Source organism: Mixta sp. BE291 (genome assembly GCF_031457955.1).
GTDB lineage: Bacteria > Pseudomonadota > Gammaproteobacteria > Enterobacterales > Enterobacteriaceae > Mixta.
Map to the genome: position 1 here is coordinate 139,587 of NZ_JAVDXN010000002.1, position 17,811 is coordinate 157,397.

19 protein-coding genes are annotated in these 17,811 nt (G+C 52.6%); 11 read left to right on the forward strand and 8 right to left on the reverse strand.

What is annotated here, in order from left to right; genetic code table 11:
- Window positions 1–14 precede the first annotated feature (14 nt).
- Window positions 15–1,253 (reverse strand): MFS transporter, encoded by a 1,239-nt coding sequence (locus J2X14_RS05785; RefSeq protein WP_352410281.1) that lies wholly within the window; start codon window positions 1,251–1,253, stop codon window positions 15–17.
- Between the two features lie 327 nt (window positions 1,254–1,580).
- On the opposite strand from J2X14_RS05785, the gene J2X14_RS05790 reads away from it, so the two are divergent.
- Both J2X14_RS05790 and J2X14_RS05795 read left to right on the forward strand, forming a co-directional pair.
- Entirely contained in the window at window positions 1,581–2,399 is an 819-nt protein-coding gene (locus J2X14_RS05790) for a serine hydrolase family protein (protein WP_352410282.1), read from the forward strand.
- 158 nt (window positions 2,400–2,557) lie between these two features.
- Window positions 2,558–3,103, forward strand: coding sequence for a YfaZ family outer membrane protein (locus tag J2X14_RS05795; RefSeq protein ID WP_352410283.1), 546 nt, complete (start codon window positions 2,558–2,560; stop codon window positions 3,101–3,103).
- Between the two features lie 115 nt (window positions 3,104–3,218).
- Here J2X14_RS05795 and J2X14_RS05800 read toward each other — a convergent pair whose 3' ends face one another.
- Entirely contained in the window at window positions 3,219–4,067 is an 849-nt protein-coding gene (locus J2X14_RS05800; protein WP_352410284.1) for a sugar phosphate isomerase/epimerase family protein, read from the reverse strand.
- 341 nt (window positions 4,068–4,408) lie between these two features.
- Here J2X14_RS05800 and J2X14_RS05805 point away from each other — a divergent pair, with 341 nt between their 5' ends.
- The 4 genes from J2X14_RS05805 to J2X14_RS05820 are packed head-to-tail and all read left to right on the forward strand — an operon-like array spanning window position 4,409 to window position 7,539.
- Window positions 4,409–5,332 carry an extracellular solute-binding protein gene (locus J2X14_RS05805; protein ID WP_352410285.1) on the forward strand — a complete coding sequence of 308 codons (924 nt, stop codon included), beginning with the start codon at window positions 4,409–4,411 and terminating at the stop codon, window positions 5,330–5,332.
- 47 nt (window positions 5,333–5,379) lie between these two features.
- Window positions 5,380–6,105 carry a molybdate ABC transporter permease subunit gene (locus J2X14_RS05810; RefSeq protein WP_352410611.1) on the forward strand — a complete coding sequence of 242 codons (726 nt, stop codon included), beginning with the start codon at window positions 5,380–5,382 and terminating at the stop codon, window positions 6,103–6,105.
- Window positions 6,106–6,151: 46 nt separating this feature from the next.
- A complete protein-coding gene (locus J2X14_RS05815) occupies window positions 6,152–6,736 on the forward strand; it encodes a DUF2243 domain-containing protein (RefSeq protein ID WP_352410286.1) in 585 nt (194 codons plus the stop codon).
- A 14-nt stretch (window positions 6,737–6,750) separates the two neighbouring features.
- Window positions 6,751–7,539 carry a cytochrome c oxidase assembly protein gene (locus tag J2X14_RS05820; protein ID WP_352410612.1) on the forward strand — a complete coding sequence of 263 codons (789 nt, stop codon included), beginning with the start codon at window positions 6,751–6,753 and terminating at the stop codon, window positions 7,537–7,539.
- A 23-nt stretch (window positions 7,540–7,562) separates the two neighbouring features.
- On the opposite strand, the gene J2X14_RS05825 is transcribed toward J2X14_RS05820, so the two are convergent.
- The 3 genes from J2X14_RS05825 to J2X14_RS05835 are packed head-to-tail and all read right to left on the reverse strand — an operon-like array spanning window position 7,563 to window position 10,329.
- Window positions 7,563–8,318 carry an ABC transporter ATP-binding protein gene (locus J2X14_RS05825; protein WP_352410287.1) on the reverse strand — a complete coding sequence of 252 codons (756 nt, stop codon included), beginning with the start codon at window positions 8,316–8,318 and terminating at the stop codon, window positions 7,563–7,565.
- Window positions 8,319–8,320: 2 nt separating this feature from the next.
- Entirely contained in the window at window positions 8,321–9,346 is a 1,026-nt protein-coding gene (locus tag J2X14_RS05830) for a FecCD family ABC transporter permease (protein ID WP_502889980.1), read from the reverse strand.
- Window positions 9,346–10,329 carry an ABC transporter substrate-binding protein gene (locus J2X14_RS05835; RefSeq protein ID WP_352410289.1) on the reverse strand — a complete coding sequence of 328 codons (984 nt, stop codon included), beginning with the start codon at window positions 10,327–10,329 and terminating at the stop codon, window positions 9,346–9,348. Before J2X14_RS05835 ends, J2X14_RS05830 begins: the two co-directional genes overlap by 1 nt.
- A gap of 676 nt (window positions 10,330–11,005) precedes the next feature.
- On the opposite strand from J2X14_RS05835, the gene J2X14_RS05840 reads away from it, so the two are divergent.
- The 3 genes from J2X14_RS05840 to J2X14_RS05850 all read left to right on the forward strand — a co-directional run bounded on the left by J2X14_RS05840 (window position 11,006) and on the right by J2X14_RS05850 (window position 13,506).
- Window positions 11,006–11,998, forward strand: coding sequence for an alpha/beta hydrolase family protein (locus J2X14_RS05840; RefSeq protein ID WP_352410290.1), 993 nt, complete (start codon window positions 11,006–11,008; stop codon window positions 11,996–11,998).
- A gap of 328 nt (window positions 11,999–12,326) precedes the next feature.
- Window positions 12,327–12,731, forward strand: a complete 405-nt coding sequence (locus J2X14_RS05845) for an efflux RND transporter periplasmic adaptor subunit (RefSeq protein ID WP_352410291.1) — start codon at window positions 12,327–12,329, stop codon at window positions 12,729–12,731.
- Window positions 12,732–12,792: 61 nt separating this feature from the next.
- The gene (locus tag J2X14_RS05850) at window positions 12,793–13,506 is read left to right on the forward strand and encodes a 4'-phosphopantetheinyl transferase family protein (RefSeq protein ID WP_352410292.1); all 714 of its coding nucleotides are present in this window, start codon (window positions 12,793–12,795) and stop codon (window positions 13,504–13,506) included.
- A 154-nt stretch (window positions 13,507–13,660) separates the two neighbouring features.
- On the opposite strand, the gene yajD is transcribed toward J2X14_RS05850, so the two are convergent.
- Window positions 13,661–14,008, reverse strand: a complete 348-nt coding sequence (gene yajD, locus J2X14_RS05855; protein WP_352410293.1) for an HNH nuclease YajD — start codon at window positions 14,006–14,008, stop codon at window positions 13,661–13,663.
- Window positions 14,009–14,340: 332 nt separating this feature from the next.
- Here yajD and J2X14_RS05860 point away from each other — a divergent pair, with 332 nt between their 5' ends.
- Complete coding sequence (locus J2X14_RS05860; protein WP_352410294.1) at window positions 14,341–15,033, forward strand: DUF421 domain-containing protein; 693 nt, start codon at window positions 14,341–14,343, stop codon at window positions 15,031–15,033.
- Window positions 15,034–15,244: 211 nt separating this feature from the next.
- Here J2X14_RS05860 and cutC read toward each other — a convergent pair whose 3' ends face one another.
- Window positions 15,245–15,997, reverse strand: a complete 753-nt coding sequence (gene cutC, locus J2X14_RS05865; RefSeq protein WP_352410295.1) for a copper homeostasis protein CutC — start codon at window positions 15,995–15,997, stop codon at window positions 15,245–15,247.
- An 86-nt stretch (window positions 15,998–16,083) separates the two neighbouring features.
- Here cutC and J2X14_RS05870 point away from each other — a divergent pair, with 86 nt between their 5' ends.
- A complete protein-coding gene (locus J2X14_RS05870; RefSeq protein ID WP_352410296.1) occupies window positions 16,084–17,232 on the forward strand; it encodes a MalY/PatB family protein in 1,149 nt (382 codons plus the stop codon).
- Here the strand turns inward: J2X14_RS05870 and J2X14_RS05875 are convergent.
- On the reverse strand, window positions 17,229–17,792 hold the full coding sequence (locus tag J2X14_RS05875; protein WP_352410297.1) for a VOC family protein: 564 nt from the start codon (window positions 17,790–17,792) through the stop codon (window positions 17,229–17,231). The two genes, J2X14_RS05870 and J2X14_RS05875, sit on opposite strands and share 4 nt — an antisense overlap.
- Between the last annotated feature and the right edge of the window lie 19 nt (window positions 17,793–17,811).

Genomic DNA, 17,811 nt, shown 5'->3' on the forward strand with positions numbered 1-17,811 from the left:
TCACCTCCCGTTAATCAAACCGCTTCATCCCGATACTTAAAGGAGAAGAGGAAAACAATGGCGATCGCCGCAGCCGCAGCCGCCGGAATCCACCAGAAAATTGCCCAGTTCTGGGCCGTACCGTTTCCGGCGATCAGGCTGTTGTAAAGCACGCCGGAAATTTGTGAACCCAGCAGCATGCCAATGCCATAGGTAAACATCACAATCATGCTTTGCGCCTGCCCTTTCACTTTTTCACCGGCAATACGATCGGTATAGATAAAGCCCACCACGAAAAAGAAGTCGTAACAGACGCCGTGCAGCAGGATGCCGAGGTAAATCAGCGCACGGCTTTCGTCGCCCATGCCCATCGCAAACAGCGCATAACGAACAAACCAGGCGACCATGCCAGCCAGCAGCATGTATTTCACGCCGAGACGGCGGAACAGGAACGGAATCACCAGCATGAAGAATATTTCTGACATCTGACCAAAAGACATCACGGTACTGACGTTTGTGACGCCTGCGTCGGCCAGCCAGGAGGCGGTATAGGCGTAATAAGTGCCCAGCGGAATAGAGATCAGCATGGCGCACAGGGAAAAAATAAAGAAATGGCGGATTTTCAATAAGGCGAAGGCATCCGCACAGAAGAGATCGCGCACTCTGAAAGGCAAGCCTTTAGCCGGTGCGGGCGTGTGCGGCAGCGTCAGGCTGTAAATAGCCAGCGCGACGGAGCACAGCGCCGCCACGGTAAACACGGAAGTGCTGTCAGAGATGCCGACAACGCCAATAAATATGCCCGCAACGATCCAGCCAATGGTGCCGAATACCCGCACCACCGGGAAACTTTTATCGCTGCTGTTCAGGCTGTGAAACGCGATATTGTTAGAGAGCGCGAGGGTTGGCATAAAACACAGGGTATAACCAAACAGCAGCGCAATCAGCAGCGCGCCATTTTCAGCCACCAGCGCGGCGGGCACAAACCACAGGATCACCGCCCCTGCCAGATTCATTACCGCCATGACTTTCTGCGACGGGAAGAAGCGGTCTACCAGCATACCCAGCACAAAGGGCGAGAGGATCGACGCTATCGGCCCCGCCGAGAACGCATCCCCGATCAGCAGCGACATATTGTGCCGGGCCATGACCAGGCCGAGCGTGACAGACCAGCTGCCCCAGATGAAAAACTGCATAAACATCATCAGCGACAGTCTGGGTACCAGCAGCCGTTGTTGCGTTCCCGCGTTCCCGGCCCCGTGCGTTGTTGCGACCATGCTAGCCTCTCAAAAGTAATCGATTACAATTTGGGTTTCCCATAAAGTAATCGATTACAAAAATGAGATCCGCAGCCTCGATCACGTTTCTTATTTTTCTCACAGCAAGTTTTTTGTGCGGGTGGAGGGGCCAACGCTTGAAGTATGTTTAAGGTCAGGACATGTTGCTATCACCATAAGATGCCGTGCGGTTTAATACCCGTTTCTCATTAAGCTAATTCTTACGTAAATATCTTGTTGCAGTCAGAAACAGCGCGATAAGTTGGAAATTAGCGTTAATTTTGTTATGTTATATCATCGTCGATAGCCTATTTTTATGGTTTGATTTTGAAATATTTCCTTGCCGCAGTTACTTCACTGTTTTTTATTTTCTATACCAGCGACAGCTGCGCCAGGCGCGCGGAATATACGCCTAAAACTCAGTCACGCGCCGTACTGGTTTACGATGTCGACGCAGGGAAAACGCTCTACGCTAAAAATATTCATTCCGTTTATCCGATTGCCTCTATTACTAAACTGATGATGGCGGTAATTACCCTGGATGCAAGGTTGCCTGCCAAAAGAATAATCACCGTGAAACCCGCAGACCGGGATTTGCTGAAAAAAACCGGCTCACGGTTAACGGTGGGATCAAAGTTAACCCGCACAACCATGCTGCATATTGCCTTAATGTCTTCAGAGAACCGCGCAGCGGCGGCATTAAGCCGTTATTACCCTCATGGTCGTCAAGCGTTCATCCGGCATATGAACCTGAAAGCAAAAAAATACAGGATGTTAAGGACGCACTTTACCGATCCTACCGGTTTGTCGCCCGCCAGCGTTTCAACGGCGCATGACCTGCTTTTACTGGTTAAACATGCGAGCCAGTATCCAGTTATCCGCCGCTACTCTACGGATAAAAAGCTGAGGGTATTTACCGGTAAAGGCAGCCTGATTTATAAAAGTTCCAACGGCCTGATCAATAACAGGCAGTGGAAGATAGCACTGCAAAAAACCGGTTTTACCAATGAGGCTGGTCACTGTATGGTGCTCAAAACTACCATTAAGCACAGGAAATATATTTTTATTATCCTTGGTGCGCGTAACCACTATGGTCATTATGCCGACGCCATAACATTAAAAAACTGGCTACTGCATAAACGATAATCACCGGCTATTGTATGCACTCCGCGTCTTAGGTTAACGCATTATTCCTGCTGGCGTATAAAAGGCTGCGTTCATTTATCTTATAAAAATGTTGTATTACGTTGGCGGGCTGTTTACTCTTTCGGCCGAATTAATTGTCCTTCATGGAGTGGAATCACATGTTTAAGCACCTTGTAACGGGAAGTCTGTTGGGTCTGGCACTGCTGAGCAGCGGCGCGCAGGCAATCGAGGGCAGTGTTGATGTTGGTGAACATAACACCAACCTGAACCTTGGCCTTGGTACTACCTCACCTGGTCTGTTCCTGAAAGGTAACTGGCTGCGCAGCGATCACGATGGCAGCACCTACGGCCTTGGTCTGGGTTACAACATGGAGGTGGGTGATTTCCGCCTTGCGCCTACGGCAAAAGCGCTGTTCACCCACCCGGAAGATGGCCGTGACGGTTTTACCGTGGCAGTGGGTGCAGGCGCTCATTACAGCTTTAACAGCATGTGGAGCCTGTATGGTGAGTACTACTATGCGCCAGAAGCCTTTTCCGATCGTCTGGACAGCTATCAGGAAGCCGCAGGCGGCCTGAGCTTTACGCCGATCTCGCTGGTAAACCTGCGCGTGGGTTATCAGTATATTGAGCTGAACAACAAAGGCAGCCGTAAAGATAACGTTCTGGTCGATGGTCCGTACGTAGGCGCCTCACTGCGTTTCTGATGCGCGGCGCGCTACGTCGGGTCACGCTTTACGGCGCGCCGACGGCTTACTGAGCGCCCAGGTCGCTATTTGGCAATACGGGCGGGCATGGCAATCTCCATGCCCGTTATCTATTTTAACGCGGCGACGTTGCCAGCATCGCATCGAGATTCTTGCGCGATGTGGTGATAATGCTCCATGGATCTTTTGGCTTGTCGTGTTCGATGATGAACCATTTAACGCCGCTCTGCTTCGCCGCAGGCAGGATAGTCCCCCAGTCCAGGATGCCCTCCCCTAACGGGGCAAAATTCATTTCGTCATCTCTGATGCCAATCGACGAATTGTCTTTGGCATGGATGGCGTAAAAACGACCTGGATAGGTTTTCAGAAACCTGACAGGGTCCTGACCGCCGCGTGAAACCCATGCGACATCCAGCTCAATCATCAGGTTTTCAGGCTGGGTGTGCTGCAGGATGATGTCGAGCGCGGTTTCACCCTGATATTTTTTCATCTCAAAGTTATGGTTGTGGTAGGCCAGCTGAAGTCCATCATGTCGTAACTTTGCGCCCAGCCGGTTTAAACGCTCGGCAAAGTCGATCCACGCCTGTTTGCTGTCGGGGCGATGCTCCGGATCAATCCACGGAACGATCAGCGTACGGTTGTTAACCGCTTTGCTGAAGCTCACCGTTTCCTGATACTGATTTTCCAGCACAGAGAGCTGAACATGCGATGAAGTTACGTTCAGCTGATATTTTTGCAGCTCAGCGCGCAGCTGGGCGGCGCTGAGATCGTGCGTACCCACAATTTCAACGTTTTTGAAACCAGCCTTATGCGCCATAGCGAACTGTTCATCAGCCGAGCCCACATTGCGTAAGGTATACATTTGCAGAGCCGTTTCGCTTTTAACGCTGGCGGGCGGCGCCGCGCATGCGGTCAGGAAAACGGAGGCAAGCAGGCAAGAACCTGTGATAAATCGGGTAAACATTTCTGGCTCCTTTATTGGAAAGTAATCGATTACAAAAGTATACTAAAAAATAATCAATTACTTGCATGAGCTTAAGTGAAGGTTAAAAGTGAGAGTTATGTCAGGTTTTTGCTAAAAAGCGTTGCTAACCACTCTGCGTGCTGCTGGCCGAATGCCTTAACCATCACACGACAGTGCTTGGGTGCTGTCGTTTTGTCCTGTGAAGCACAGCCCTGATTTTTGCTGTTATGGCACGGTAGAAAATAGGTAGCGCGCTATATTTTGCAATAATTTCCTGCTTGCCCATGAATAAGCAACGCCGGATAATCGCTATCTACATTTTTATATAACGATGATCCATCATGTTAAAAATAGCGGTTAGTACGCTGGCATTGCTGGTTGGCACCACCTTCAGCGTTTCAACATTTGCAGGCAGTGATATTCGTGTAACTTACGCCGGTTCAATGGGAAAAGTAATGGATGAAAGCTTAGGGCCCGCTTTCGCCAAACAGCAGGATGGTCACTATCAGGGTCAGGGCCAGGGCGCTTACGGTATGGCGCGTTTGCTCGCGAGCAAAAAGCTGACCGCTGACGTTTTTGTCTCCATTACGCCAGGCCCAATGCAAATATTAAAAGATGCCGGATTAATCGATACCGCCGTGCCGGTTGCCAGCACCAGCATGGTGATCGCTTACAGCCCGAAAGGAAAGTATGCCCGGCAATTTGCGGCGGCTAACGGTAACGATGCCAGCTGGCTGCGGGTGCTGTCGACGCCGGGCTTAAAGTTTGGTCGTACCGATCCGATTAACGATCCGAAAGGTCAGAACATCGTCTTTACGCTTTTACTGGCAGAGAAATATTACCAGATGCCGGGCATTGCCAACAAAGTGATGGGCGACGTGCAAAATCCTGCGCAGGTAAGCCTGGAGGGTGGTTTGCTGGCGCGTCTGGGAAATGGCCAGGTCGATGCGGCTGCGGGATATGAAAGTGAAGTGCGTTCCGCGCACCTTCCCTATATCGCCCTGCCGGAAGAGATAAACTTGAGTAATCCGGCTGAAACGAAAAAATGGTATGAGACCGTCAGCTTCAACGTTAAGGACAGCCAGGGCCGGGACAAAGTCTTGCATACCCAACCGCTGGTTTACTATGCGGCAGTGTTGAAAAATGCCCCGCACGGCGAGCAAGCCGCGCAAGCCTTTGTGAAATTTATGCTTAGCCCGCAGGGTCAGAAGCTTTATCAGCAAAATGGCTATGCGGCTCCCAAAGGTGATGCGCTTTACCGGTGAAACGCTTTCCTTCCGCCACCCTGTGGCTTTCATTACCCGCGTTGCTGATGCTGGCCGTGCCGTTTTTGACCCTGATCGGCATCACGCACTGGCGTGGCTTTCATCTGGCGTGGGGCGATGAACATGCCATCACCACCTCAATGGGCCTGGGATTACTGTCGTTATTGATCGTCATTGTCAGCGGCCTGCCTCTGGCATGGTGGTTGTCACAGACGCGCAGCAGAGCGGGCTTAATTGTGGAATTGCTGGTGCTGATTCCCCTTTTAACGCCGCCGCTGGCGATGGGCATTCTGTTAGTTAGCGCTTATGGGCCTTACAGCCCAGCGGGTTCGCTGCTGGAACATCTGGGCGTGGAGATTATCAATAATCCTGCGGCGTTTGTGCTGGCACAGTGGTATGGCGCCTTGCCCTACTTCGTGACAGCAGCGCGCTCGGCCTTTGCCGGGGTTCCGACGGTCATCCTGGAGGCTGGCCGCACGCTGGGCGCATCGCCCTGGCAACGCTTTTGGCGTTTATCGCTGCCGCTGGCGGCGCCCGGATTAGCTTCCGCCGTTTCGCTGGCCTGGGTGCGTGCTATTGGCGAGTTCGGTATCGTGATGATTTTTGCTTATTTCCCGCAGGGGATGCCGGTTCAGTTGTACAACAACTTACAGAATGACGGCGTGGATGCAGTCTATTACCTGTTATGGCTGCTGCTGCTGTTTACCCTGCCCTTACCGCTGATGTGTTTTGCGTTGATGCGGCGCTACGCTGCATATCGCAAGCAGGCATAACAAGACTATAGCGATCGCTATAGCTGCAGGAAACAGGGATTTTCCTATGGTCAGCATGGAGATTAAAAGCCAACAAAAACTGACGAAGGCCTGGACACGATTTATTTCAGCTACGCTTTTTACTGATTTTATATCGTTATCCCAAGAGGGCGCCGTGCCACCATTACAGCCAATACTCAAACCAGATCTAAAACGTTCGCTAATGGCTACGATACCGCTTGGCGTGGGTATGATGGCGGCGGTGGATGAAATTGTCTTTCATCAGATTCTGGCCTGGCACCATTTCTTTGACTGGGGCACGCCCGCTTTCAGCCTGCTTTCAGACGGCCTGCTGCATTCCGCCGAGCTGATTTTCTTTATTATCGGCTTTTTCATGTTTACTGATCTGCGTAAACGCAACACGCTTGACCGCACATCAGCATGGGCCGGTTTCTTTTTTGGCCTGGGAGGATTCCAGCTATTTGACGGCATCGTTGACCATAAACTACTGCGGTTACATCAGATCCGTTATGTCGACAATATTCTGCCTTATGATTTGGCCTGGAACGGGTTTGCCGTTGTTTTACTCCTGATCGGATGGCGACTCTATCGCCGCTCCCGCGCCCTGCCCCGCCGCACAACGGGATCGTAAGAATGGAGCAGATGATGCATCACGGCAGTCCTGCTCATCCGGCGGCACTCTTAATCCTGTTAGTGGTTTTACCTCTGGGCCTGCTTTTGTTGTATCTCATAGCGGCTTTCAGGCTACGCAACGCTTCAGGCTGGAGCAGCTGGCGGATAATCAGTTTCACCACAGGAACAGCGCTGATTGTGATTGCTATGTTGCCGCCGCTGGCAGACTGGGCCCATCGGGATCTGCGCGGCCATATGCTGCAGCATCTGTTTTTGGGCATGTTTGCGCCGCTTGGACTGGTATTTGGTTTCCCCGGCACGCTGTTACTACGTACGGTCTCGGCGCATACGGCACGCTGCTTGATGCGTTTTCTAAGGGCACGTCCGGTTAGATTTCTGATTCATCCCATTACAGCAGCGTTGCTGGATATCGGTGGAATGTATCTGCTTTATCTGACGCCGTTATTCGCGCTGAGCATGACGCATCCTGCGCTGTTTGTATTCCTTCATCTGCATTTCGTTATTTCAGGTTACCTGTTCACCTGGTCAATTGCTGGCCCCGACCCGGCGCCGCATCGTCCGGGAAGAACGCTACGGCTTGCGGTTGTTTTTCTGGCGACGGCGGCGCACGCCATTCTGGGCAAATTGATGTACGGCTATGGCTATCCGCACGGCACCGCGGCCAGTCTTGCTGAAATACGGGCAGCGGCGCAGTGGATGTATTATGGCGGGGATCTGGCGGAGCTGTTGCTGATAACGGCCTTTTTTGCCGCCTGGTTCAGGCATCGCAGCGCGCTGCCTGATGCGCTGGCGGCCCGTTAATCATGATTTTCAATAGCCTCATATCAGGCATACTGAATGTTCATAATCCCGCGTTCGGTCCGATAAATTGTGGCATCCACCTGCCAGGTAGAGTGAATCAGCTCCGGCGTAAGCACCTCAGCAGGCTCGCCTGCCGCCACGACCTGACCTTCATGCAGTACCACCAGGTGCTGACAATATTTTGCCGCCAGGTTGAGATCGTGCAGAGCCACGATCACGGTAACCGGCAGCCCGGAAATCAGACGCATCAGCTCCAGCTGGAACTGTATATCCAGGTGATTGATCGGCTCATCCAGTAACAGAATGTCTGGCTGCTGGGTAAGCGCACGCGCGATCTGACAGCGTTGGCGCTCACCGCCTGACAGGCGCTGCCAGGCGCGGTGCGCCAGGGCTTCAAGCTTCATCATCGACAGCGCCTGTTGCACAGCATTCTCATCAGACTGACGCCAGGGCGTGAATGCATTGCGATGCGGCGTGCGGCCAAGACGAACAATATCAATCACGCTCATCTCCGCCTCAGATTCCGCATGCTGCGGCACAAACGCGAGCTTGCGGGAAAGCTCGCGTCGGCTCAGGTTGCTTGTCAGCTTCCCGCCAATTTTCACGCCCGCGTAGGCGCAGGGCTGGACGCCCGCCATCGCGCGAATCAGCGTGGATTTTCCAGACCCGTTTGGTCCGAGCAACCCTACCGTTTGCGCGCGTTGCGCCACAAAACTGATGTCAGATAACACGCGGCGAGCCTGCAATGTCACGCTCAGCTTATCAACCACGACATGCATAATTATTTCTCCCGGTTACGGTACAGAATCAGGGCAAAAACAGGCGCGCCGACCAGCGCTGTCACAACGCCAATCGGCAAAACCTGATGGCTGATCAGCGTGCGTGAGATCAGGTCGGCAAGAATCATAAAATGGCACCCGGCAAGAAAGGCGATCGGGATGGTTATCAGATGGCGATGCCCGGCAATCATACGGGTGATATGCGGGATCACCAGCCCGACAAAACCCACGGCGCCAATGGCACTGACGATCACCGCAGTCATCAACGCGGTGGTCAGCAGCAGAACCACGCGCACTAACAGTACACGCGTGCCCAGCGTCGCGGAGACTTCGGTGCCAAAGTTAAAGGTATCCAGTGAGCGCGCATAGCAGATCACTATCAGCAATCCCGTGGCTACCACGGCAAAGCACAGCAGCGCATCAGCCCAGCGAACGCCGCTCAGGCTTCCCAGTAGCCAGAACATCACGCCGCGTGACTGCTCGGCATTGGCCGCCGTGCTAACAATGTACGACGTCAGCGCGTTAAACAGCTGCGTACCGGCGATACCGGCCAAAATGATACGTGCCGCGTTCTCGCGCATGCCGCCTGATAGCAGCACGATCAGCATAAACGCGATACAGGCGCCGATAAACGCCCCGGCGCTGGTGGTGATTGCGCCGCTGCCAATCCCCAGCAGCATAACGCTGACGGCGCCGGTGGAGGCACCGGCAGAGATGCCCAGTAAATAGGGATCGGCCAGCGGATTACGCAACAGCGATTGCAAAACCAGTCCGCATAACGCCAGACCGCCGCCGCTGCTGGCCGCCATCAGCGCACGACTCATGCGGTACTGCCAGACAATCCCGGCCTCGACAGCAGGTAGATCGAAATGGGTGATACCCAGACCGTTGGTTATGGCGCGGGCGGTGGTGACAAAACTTATCGGCATATCGCCGGTGGCTGCCGCCAGCGTCATCATTAGCGGCAGACTCAGGGCCCCCGTAAAAATGATCAGGCCGGTTCGCCAGTAAAAAAAAGCATGACGGATCATTTGGCTTGATCAAACGCATTCATCTGCTGACCCATCAGCTCGACCGCTTCTACGTTACGTAAAGAGGGATTGAGCGACATAGCCGGCACCACCACAATATGGCCCTTTTTGACTGCGGGCATTTCACGCGTGACAGGGTCGGTTTCCAGGAAGCGTTTTTTCGTCGCTACATCATCGGCAGGGTAAAGCCGTCTTTCCATACTGGCGATAACAATGATGTCAGGCTGCGCTTTAACAATGTGTTCCCACGTCACCGCAGGCCATTCCTCATCAGAGTCGATGATATTAGTGAGGCCAAGCGTTTTACCGATCCAGCCTGGCGCGCCTTTACTGCCTGCAACCCACGGATCGCCTTTCAGGCGGGTACTTGAAAACCAGTACACCACTTTACGTGGCGTGGCTCGCTGCGTATTAACCTGCTGCTGCGCGGCGGCAATGCGGTCAGCCAGCTTCTGTTTCAGCGCCTCGCCACGAGCAGGCACATCAAAAATGCGCGCCAGCGCGGTGATTTCATCAAAAATAATATCGATTGAGTAAGGCTCCGAGCGCGCGCCATCGCCATTGGAGGTCGCGGTAACCGCTTTCGCTGTGCAGTCCGCTGGCGAGATCCAGGTTTTAATGCCCAGCTGGGTAAATTGCTGGCGCGTAGCGACCTCCCCCTGCGGACCGACGTGCCAGCTGTACTGCGCCAGTACAAGTTCAGGGCGCTGAGCCGCGACGGCTTCAAATCCTGGCGCATTCTCCGCCAGCCGCTTCAGGTTTTTACCCTGCTGACGCAAATCGTCGGGTAATGCGCCAAACCAGACAGATGTACCGGCAATGTTCTTTTCCAGCCCCAGCGCCAGCATCAGTTCGGTTTCGTGCTGACCAATGGTCACTACGCGTAACGGGGCGTGATTAAACGTCTCTTTCACACCGCAGTTATCAATAGTCAGCGGATAGCGGGCGGCGTATGCACCGGCAAGGGGAGCAGCCAGCATGGCAGATATCAGTAAAAAGAAAGGTAATTTCATCGTTCCGTACGTCAAGTTATGTTATAACATAACAATATGCCTTGCCAGAAATTGACTGTCAACGTGTAATCTACAGTTCCCCGCCTCTCCCGTTTACGCTCAGTGCTTTTTTATAAGAGCAGGATATTAAAAAGCTACGCTCATGCCTGATTGCCCAACATCGCTGTCAGGATAGCTTGTCGTTCTTTTAATGAGTTAATTGCTGGCCTTCCAGATAAAGTGAAAATCGCATTGAGATAGTTTTTTCGGTGCAGAACAGCGCGCATACTTTGACACATCAATTATTGCCAAAGCTGGCAGCATTGAAAATAAATAATGCTGATTGACGGAAAGAAAGGAGCGGCCGCTGACATATATTTTATTAATAGCCGCTTTATTCGCTATTATGGCTCTTGATCGGGTAGTGACCGCATATATATCCGCACGCCCCAATAAATTCTAAGTAGCATAATGTCAATCGTTACGCATACGATTTATTCATATACGTTAAAGCATTTACGCTTCATTAATCTTTAGCCGCTGCAAAAAAGCGCTTTGCACTTGACCTGGTTAATGGCTTTTATTAATCTACCTTTACCTCTACCCGACGATAAAAGTAATGAAACTAATCAGGCGGTTTTTATTAAAAAGGAAGACAATTGGCGTGCTGGCCATAAGCTCAACCGTGCTGGCTATTATTCTTTATCAGAACAGTTATCAGCTTAGTGAAACGAGCATCACTATTCCTCATAAGCCAAATGACCTTGACGCTATTCTGGCGATGCCACGTCATCCGCTGGCAGAGGGAAAACCCGGTGTGGTGATATTTGTTCATGGCGATGGCCCGATCAACGCGACGCATGGCGGCTTTTATCGGCCAATCTGGGAAGCGCTGGCGCGTTCAGGTTTCGCCTCTTTATCATGGAACAAGCCTGGCGTTGGCGGTGCATCCGGTAACTGGTTGCAGCAAAGCATGGATGACCGCGCCGATGAAGTGGTGGCGGCTATCCGCTGGATAAAAGGCCAGCCGCAGCTGGACGGTCAGCGCATTGCGCTGTGGGGGGCCAGTCAGGGAGGCTGGGTTATGCCAAAAGTGGCGGCCAGATATCCTGACCTCTGCTTTATGATCGCGGTTTCCCCAGCGATTAACTGGCTGCAACAGGGGCGCTATAATACTATCGCCAGCATGAAACAGCAGGGGCGCGCGCAGCATGAAATCGATGAAGAATTAAAGCGCGATCGTCAGGTGTTAGCGCTACTCAATAATAATGCCTCTTTCGAGCAGTATCAGAAAACCCAGGGCGATGCCGCTGACTTTACTGCTGACCGCTGGCATTTCGTGCATAAAAATTATCGCAGCGATGCCAAACAGGATCTTAACGCTATACATTTTCCGGTATTTCTGGCGCTGGGTGGCAAAGATATCAACGTTGATATTAACAATACTGAACAGGTTTATCGTCAATATTTGCATCAACCAAATCAGTTGGAAATAAAACGCTATTCCCAGGCCACCCACTCGATGTTAGAAAAGTCTACCGAGGACTCGGTAATAAAAACCTGGTATAAAGGCCTGCTTTTCCCACGCGCTATTTTTTATCCTGGGTTTTTACCGGATCAGCAGCAGTTTGTCTGGCAGCACCGTGGCTGCCAGTAATAGAGATGGCGGGGAAGTCCCGCCTTTTTCTAATACCAACGGGAAATTCTCATTCCGAGAATAAACGTTAATAAGCCAAACCCCAACAGCATTAACGTAGCAGGCATTACCAGCTGGACATCCGCGCCTTCAATAAACACTTTCCTCATCGCTCCTGAAGAGGCTAATACAACACCCCCAAAGAAACAGACATTGCCCGCAAACAGTAGTAGAAATTGCTGATTGTGACGCGTGAATATAATCGCGTCGCTAAGCTCAATAACCCTACGATTTCAGCATAGACGCGGATAACGCAGCCGACCAGGGGGTGTTACAATAACGAGAACTGGTGCTAAAGAGGGCCACGCTGGATACGGCTAACGCCGAGACCAAAGCCGCTAAACTTGAGGTCCAGAAATATTTAGTGACTGCACCGAATACGCCACGCATCGTGCGCGCAGAACTGGAAGATGTTTTCGTGAATGCGGTTAAACCCGGTCAGCACGCTGAAGTGACACTGGAAAATAATGATAATCGTGTTTTTAAGGCGCGGGTTTTACGCCTGGGCGATGTATTTGGCGCCCGCCAGAGAACCGACGATCCCAGCGTCAATCAGGATACGCGGATTGTAGAATGTGTGCTTACCCTGGATGCGCCAATAAGCCGCCTTGGACAACGGGTGCTGGTGCGTATTTTTCCGGAGGACAGCCCTTCTCAGACGGATGAGCCGAGCCAAACCGCACGTCAGGGGTAGTCGGGCAGCGTTATTCAGGCGGTGAAAATTAACCACAACGCGGTATTCACGCATAAAAACTATGTTTACTTTTGCAAAGCACCCTACGCCATGCGCATTTATATACCAGCAAAGCCTGGGCGTGGTGACCCGCCACCCGGAGGTAAGCGTCTGTTTAGTCGCTTTTGACAGCGCCGCTTACCACGATGCGCTCTTTACACAGTTGTCGATACCCTTTCCGGAGATGTTGAAACCAGCGGTGGCGAAACGTCGGGCAGACTACCTTGCTGGCCGTTATGCCGCCCGTCAGCTGTTACAGAGTGTGGGATGCGAGAGCGCCGTTGCAATGGGTGCCGACCGCGCGCCGGTCTGGCCTGTTGGGTGGTGGGGCAGTATTTCCCATACGGAGAAATGGGCGATTGCTATTTTGGCACCGTACCGCGCCAATATACACCTGGGCGTGGATATTGAAACGCTGCGGCCGGAGGTGATGCGGGAGATTGCCACGACCTTTACCACCGCCAGTGAACGCGATCTGTTAGCTACGCGTGGTCTTCCCTGTGAGACCGCGCTGCTTATCGCCTTTTCCGCGAAAGAGAGTGTGTTCAAAGCGCTCTATCCCCAGGCGCAGCACATTTTTGGCTTTGAAGCAGCGAAGCTGTGCGAGCTTAACCCGCAGCAACATCGCTTTACGCTGGAACTGACCAGGCCGCTGGCACCCGGCCTGCCCGCAGGCTATCGTATCTACGGTGACTACTTCATCGCTGAAGAGAGTGTGATTACGCTAATTGTTTGACGTGCTGAACATTGAGCGTTAAATCGTTCAGAGTAACGCTTATCACTGACAGGCGACTGCGCCTGTGCGACACACTGCCATGTAAAAAGCAGCCAATTCAGGCAACCGCGCGCCCGCCTCAGGCTGAGCAAGGCAGAAGCGGGCTTCGGCAACATTATTTCTTTTTATTGAGCATCGCCTTTAAATCCGCAAAGGGATTATGGGTGGCTGCAGCAATATCTTTCTGCGCGTCCTCTCCTGCCCTAACGGTTGTCCCGTACTGATCGGCTTCGGTGTATTTTGAATGTTCGTGATCGTGACAATAGAGACACAACAGTTCCCAGTTACTGCCATCTTCTGGGTTATTGGTGTGATCGTGATCGATATGATGGACGGTTAATTCGCGCAGGTTGGAATAAACAAATTCGCGCGCGCAGCGGCCACATACCCACGGATAGATTTTCAGTGCTTTTTCGCGGTAGCCGCTTTCAAGCCGCGAATAGTTTTTTGGGATCAACGCCATTGCTGATATTACCTGTAAGCAATAATTTTACGTGTGAAGCAGCAGGCTACCCCGCTTAACGGGCGGCTGCAAGCTACATAAATGCGCCCTGCATGTCGACTGTGAGCAACCGGTTATACCGACCTGGATGGATTGGCTCCCCTGGGCAAAGGGTACCGGCAGCTGATAACCCACCGTGATACGGAATATAAAACGCCTTGCGCAACATGACTTGCTGAAAATTATTTAATAATCCTGCTCTATTGGGTTTGCAGGGCTGTGCGTTGCGGACATAATCTGCCTCTGTTCTCCGCTTCGGCTTTTCTTCTGGGTTAGGGTTTGGAACCATAATTATGTTCACTTTTGACTGGCATCGTTTTTTCCTTAATGACCTCTCCATATCGTTCCTGGCTGAGGTCGCCGTACGGGTCCTTTTTGCTTACGTCATCGTATTCTCTTTCCTGAAAGTATCCGGTAGACGAGGCATCAGGCAGCTTTCCCTGTTTGAGCTGGTTATAATTCTTACGCTGGGTTCTGCTTCAGGTGATGTTACTTTTTATGACGATGTCCCCGTGCTGCCTGTTGCCATGGTGTTTTTAGTTTTATTGGTACTCTATCGAATAACGACCGCTCTGATGGCCCGCAGCCCCCGTTTTTCAAAATGGGTGGAAGGCGAAGTGATTACCCTTATCACGGATGGCTTGTATGAGTTGAACAGCCTCAGAGGATTAAACATTTCTGAAGATGAATTTTTTATGGAGCTTCGTCAAAACGGGGTGGAGCACCTTGGTCAGGTTCGTCTGGCGCTGGTTGAACTGGATGGGCAGATAAGTACCTTTCTGTATGATCGTGATGACATCCGTCCCGGCCTGTCGGTGCTGCCTCCGGCACACCGGGAAACCTATTTTCGGATGCCCGCTGATGACATATATGCATGCAATCACTGCGGCCAGACGCAAAATATCGCCGCCGCCTGTACCCATGTTTGCCCGAGATGTCAGGGAGAGAGCTGGTCGGTGGCGCTATCGACCAAACGTCCGCGTTAATATAAACGGGCGGAAGGGAGGAACTGTTCTACGTTTCGCGGCTGTATTCTGATGTTTGGCTATTTTTTCAGACGCAGAGCGTTCAGCAAGGCCCCTTCGGTAAGGGTTCGACTCTTTGAAACAAAAAAAACCCCAACAACATGCTGGGGTTTGGTACTTGCAAACATCACGTCTGAAGAACGGCGTGCTGTGCGGCAAAAACTGTTATGGCTCAGGCAACCCGGACAACATTCATCTGCATAATGCTTTTGATCGCCTCAACCATTTCGCCATCAACACATTGACGGCTGAATTCATCGGTTTCGACATCTGAACTCATGGAAACGCCCGCCTTGCGGTAGCGCATCGGGGAAGAAACCAGATGGCTGGCAGAGCTATGTAGCTCACGAATCCCGGCATCCAGAAACTTTTGCAGGTTACTTAACCTGACGCCCGCTCCTGCCATAATGATTGGACCTTTACTTAACTCAGTAAGTTCCTTTAATAATGCAATTCCATTCTCGGCATTTTGCTGCTGGCCTGATGTCAGAATGCGCGCAACGCCCAGCCCGGTCAATGTCTCCAGCGTACGTTTCGGACTATGACACAAATCGAAAGCGCGATGGAAGGTCACCTGCATATCGCCGCACAGCGCCATAATTTCTTCCATCCTGTTGATGTCTATATACGCATCCTCATCCAGCATCCCAATCACCACGCCGGGAAAACCCAGATCGCGAATTAACGCCACATCGACTTTCATGGTGGCAAATTCACGGGCGCTGTAGCAAAAATCGCCGCCGCGCGGACGAACAATAGGGTGTACCGGTATATGAAGATATTCACGTGCCGCCTGCAGCATGCCTGCGGACGGGGTCAAACCGCCCTCTTTCGGCGCGGCGCACAGTTCGATCCGGTCAGCACCCGCTTCCTGGGCATTAACAGCGCAGTCGATTCCGTAGCAGCAGACTTCCAGTTTAACCATTTCATCCTCCTGTTAATGACTGCTGGCTGGTTTTCTGATTCTCAGTTAGGCTCAGTTTGCAGGGCAGTATAAAGGGAACCTTAATCATGGCATTCAATTTCGATGAATGGATAGACCGGCATCACAGCGATAGTCGCAAGTGGCAAAAATATGGCGATCGCGATATTTTGCCGCTGTGGGTCGCAGACACTGATTTTCGCTCGCCGCCTGCGGTCATTGAGGCCTTGCAGGCGCGCGTGGCACATGGCGTATTCGGTTACGGCAGCGAACCGGTTGAGCTGATTGATATTGTTATTGAACGCATGGCGTCACGCTATAACTGGCATATCGAAGCGGACTGGCTGGTGGTTTTACCCGGCGTGGTGGCTGGCCTCAATTTATGCGTCCGCGCGTTTACCTCACCCGGTGAAGGCACACTGGCTCCCACGCCAATCTACCCGCCCTTCAGGCAGGCTGCGGCCTGGGCCGGGCGCAGTCAAATCAATCTGCAAATGCGTCTGGAACACCAGCGCTGGGTGATGGATCTGGCGGCCGCCGAGATGCAGCTAAGCGGCAATGAAAAATTATTGATGCTGTGCAACCCGCACAACCCCGGCGGCACCGTTTACCGCCGCGAGGAGCTGGCACAGCAGCTGCGGTTTGCCGAGCGCCACGATTTAATCGTCTGTTCCGATGAGATTCACTGCGATCTTATTCTGGAGCCGGGCTTAACCCACATTCCTTTCGCGACGCTGAGCGAAGATGCTGCGCAGCGCTCGGTGACGTTAATCTCACCTTCGAAAACCTTTAACATTGCTGGTCTCGGCGCGTCGCTGGCGATTATTCCGAACAAGGCATTGCGTCAGCGTTTTCAAGAGGCGCGGCGCGGTATGGTGCCTGCGGTTGATATCCTGGCGCTGACCGCCGCCACTGCGGCCTGGCGTGATGGCCAGCCCTGGCTGGAGGCTCAGCTCGATTATTTACGGCATCACCGTAACTGGCTGTGTGAACGCGTTAATGCCCTGCCGGGCTTAAGCGTCGTGCCGCCGGAAGCGACCTATCTTGCCTGGATTGCCGCCCGGCTACCTGAGGTTACCAGCCCGGCGCTGTGGTTTGAAAAGCATGGGCTAGGTTTTTCCGCGGGCCGCGAATTTGGCGACGATGGCTTTGTGCGTTTTAATTTCGGCTGCACGCGCGCCACGCTGGAAGAGGCGGTCGCGCGTCTGGAGCGTGCCGTCGCCGCGGCAAATGCTTAATCCTGTTCGCTGTCAACGATTTCGCGCAGGCTCCAGGGATGGAATTTAACGGTGATCTCGCCGTCGGTCACCGCCAGCGTTGGATTAGGCAACCGTTCTCCTTCGCCCTGCGGCGCGCTGGTTTTAAACGAAATGCCCGGCTGCAACAGGCCGCTGTCGGATAACAACGCCATTGCCCGGGCACCCAGCGTTGCCGGATCGCCGCGCAGAACGATCTCCACGTGCTCCCACCCTTCATGACGATAGAGTTTATTGCCCGGCCAGGGTAGCTCAACCACCTCGATCTGCCAGGGTCCGACGGGCAGCGGTTCGTGCAGTTGAAACAGGCAAATCGGTCTGCCATTAATCATTTTTTCTGAAAACAATGTGCCGACCTGCATCAGGCCTTGTTTCCAGCGTTCCGCTGTTGCAATTTGATGGCAGCGCACCGAAATATGGTCAGCTTCGAGATTTTCCAGTGATAAATCCAGCTTTTCCGCCAAATTTGCCAGTGATTTTTCAAAACGCGGCAGATCGTTTGCCAGGTCAGATAGCGCTTCCAGATTATTCCTGAATGGCACAATTCCTCTCCACTTTTGT

What these genes read in the sequence shown, in the direction of transcription:
- J2X14_RS05785 (WP_352410281.1), bottom strand. Translation starts at nt 1,253, where the DNA reads ATGGTCGCAACAACGCACGGGGCCGGGAACGCGGGAACGCAACAACGG.
- J2X14_RS05795 (WP_352410283.1), top strand. Translation starts at nt 2,558, where the DNA reads ATGTTTAAGCACCTTGTAACGGGAAGTCTGTTGGGTCTGGCACTGCTG.
- J2X14_RS05800 (WP_352410284.1), bottom strand. Translation starts at nt 4,067, where the DNA reads ATGTTTACCCGATTTATCACAGGTTCTTGCCTGCTTGCCTCCGTTTTC.
- J2X14_RS05805 (WP_352410285.1), top strand. Translation starts at nt 4,409, where the DNA reads ATGTTAAAAATAGCGGTTAGTACGCTGGCATTGCTGGTTGGCACCACC.
- J2X14_RS05810 (WP_352410611.1), top strand. Translation starts at nt 5,380, where the DNA reads ATGCTGGCCGTGCCGTTTTTGACCCTGATCGGCATCACGCACTGGCGT.
- J2X14_RS05815 (WP_352410286.1), top strand. Translation starts at nt 6,152, where the DNA reads ATGGTCAGCATGGAGATTAAAAGCCAACAAAAACTGACGAAGGCCTGG.
- J2X14_RS05820 (WP_352410612.1), top strand. Translation starts at nt 6,751, where the DNA reads ATGCATCACGGCAGTCCTGCTCATCCGGCGGCACTCTTAATCCTGTTA.
- J2X14_RS05825 (WP_352410287.1), bottom strand. Translation starts at nt 8,318, where the DNA reads ATGCATGTCGTGGTTGATAAGCTGAGCGTGACATTGCAGGCTCGCCGC.
- J2X14_RS05835 (WP_352410289.1), bottom strand. Translation starts at nt 10,329, where the DNA reads ATGCTGGCTGCTCCCCTTGCCGGTGCATACGCCGCCCGCTATCCGCTG.
- J2X14_RS05850 (WP_352410292.1), top strand. Translation starts at nt 12,793, where the DNA reads ATGTTTACTTTTGCAAAGCACCCTACGCCATGCGCATTTATATACCAG.
- yajD (WP_352410293.1), bottom strand. Translation starts at nt 14,008, where the DNA reads ATGGCGTTGATCCCAAAAAACTATTCGCGGCTTGAAAGCGGCTACCGC.
- J2X14_RS05860 (WP_352410294.1), top strand. Translation starts at nt 14,341, where the DNA reads ATGTTCACTTTTGACTGGCATCGTTTTTTCCTTAATGACCTCTCCATA.
- cutC (WP_352410295.1), bottom strand. Translation starts at nt 15,997, where the DNA reads ATGGTTAAACTGGAAGTCTGCTGCTACGGAATCGACTGCGCTGTTAAT.
- J2X14_RS05870 (WP_352410296.1), top strand. Translation starts at nt 16,084, where the DNA reads ATGGCATTCAATTTCGATGAATGGATAGACCGGCATCACAGCGATAGT.